Origin of the sequence: Halorubrum sp. SP9, assembly GCF_005435015.1 — an archaeon.
Taxonomy (GTDB): domain Archaea; phylum Halobacteriota; class Halobacteria; order Halobacteriales; family Haloferacaceae; genus Halorubrum; species Halorubrum sodomense.
Genome location: NZ_SGXU01000523.1, coordinates 1 through 340, shown reverse-complemented (window position 1 = coordinate 340; position 340 = coordinate 1). Strand labels below are relative to the sequence as shown.

Here is a 340-nt window from a genome sequence, read left to right as displayed (position 1 = left end):
CACAAACTCACGCTCGATTAGCCGTCGGGAAGGTCTTCAAGGAGAACGCCCTTGATGCCGTAGCCGTTCTCCTCCGCAGCATCCACGATGTCTTGGATGTCGTCAGGGGGATCGTGATCGAAGGTTGCCCCGTCAGCAAGCGATGCTACTTCCTCGGGATCCGCGCCGCCATGAAAGTAGTGAAGTCCCATTGTTAGGAAGTCTTCTGCTCGATCTTCTCGGATTCGGTGAGTAGTTCGTCGTCGGAGGCAGCGAAGTTGGGGTCCGTCCCGTCGGTGTCTGCTGTCTCGATGTCATCGCCCTCGGCTTCAAGTTCGAGGACGATGTTGTCCGCGTCTAC

The 340-nt window shown here is 57.4% G+C and carries 1 protein-coding gene; it reads right to left on the bottom strand.

Annotation, left to right across the window (positions count from 1 at the left end; translation table 11 throughout):
• Window positions 1-17 precede the first annotated feature (17 nt).
• The gene (locus tag EXE45_RS20125; protein ID WP_158293438.1) at window positions 18-191 is read right to left on the bottom strand and encodes a hypothetical protein; all 174 of its coding nucleotides are present in this window, start codon (window positions 189-191) and stop codon (window positions 18-20) included.
• Window positions 192-340: the final 149 nt, after the last annotated feature.

Coding starts and splice junctions, on each gene's coding strand:
- EXE45_RS20125 (WP_158293438.1), bottom strand. CDS start 191: ATGGGACTTCACTACTTTCATGGCGGCGCGGATCCCGAGGAAGTAGCA.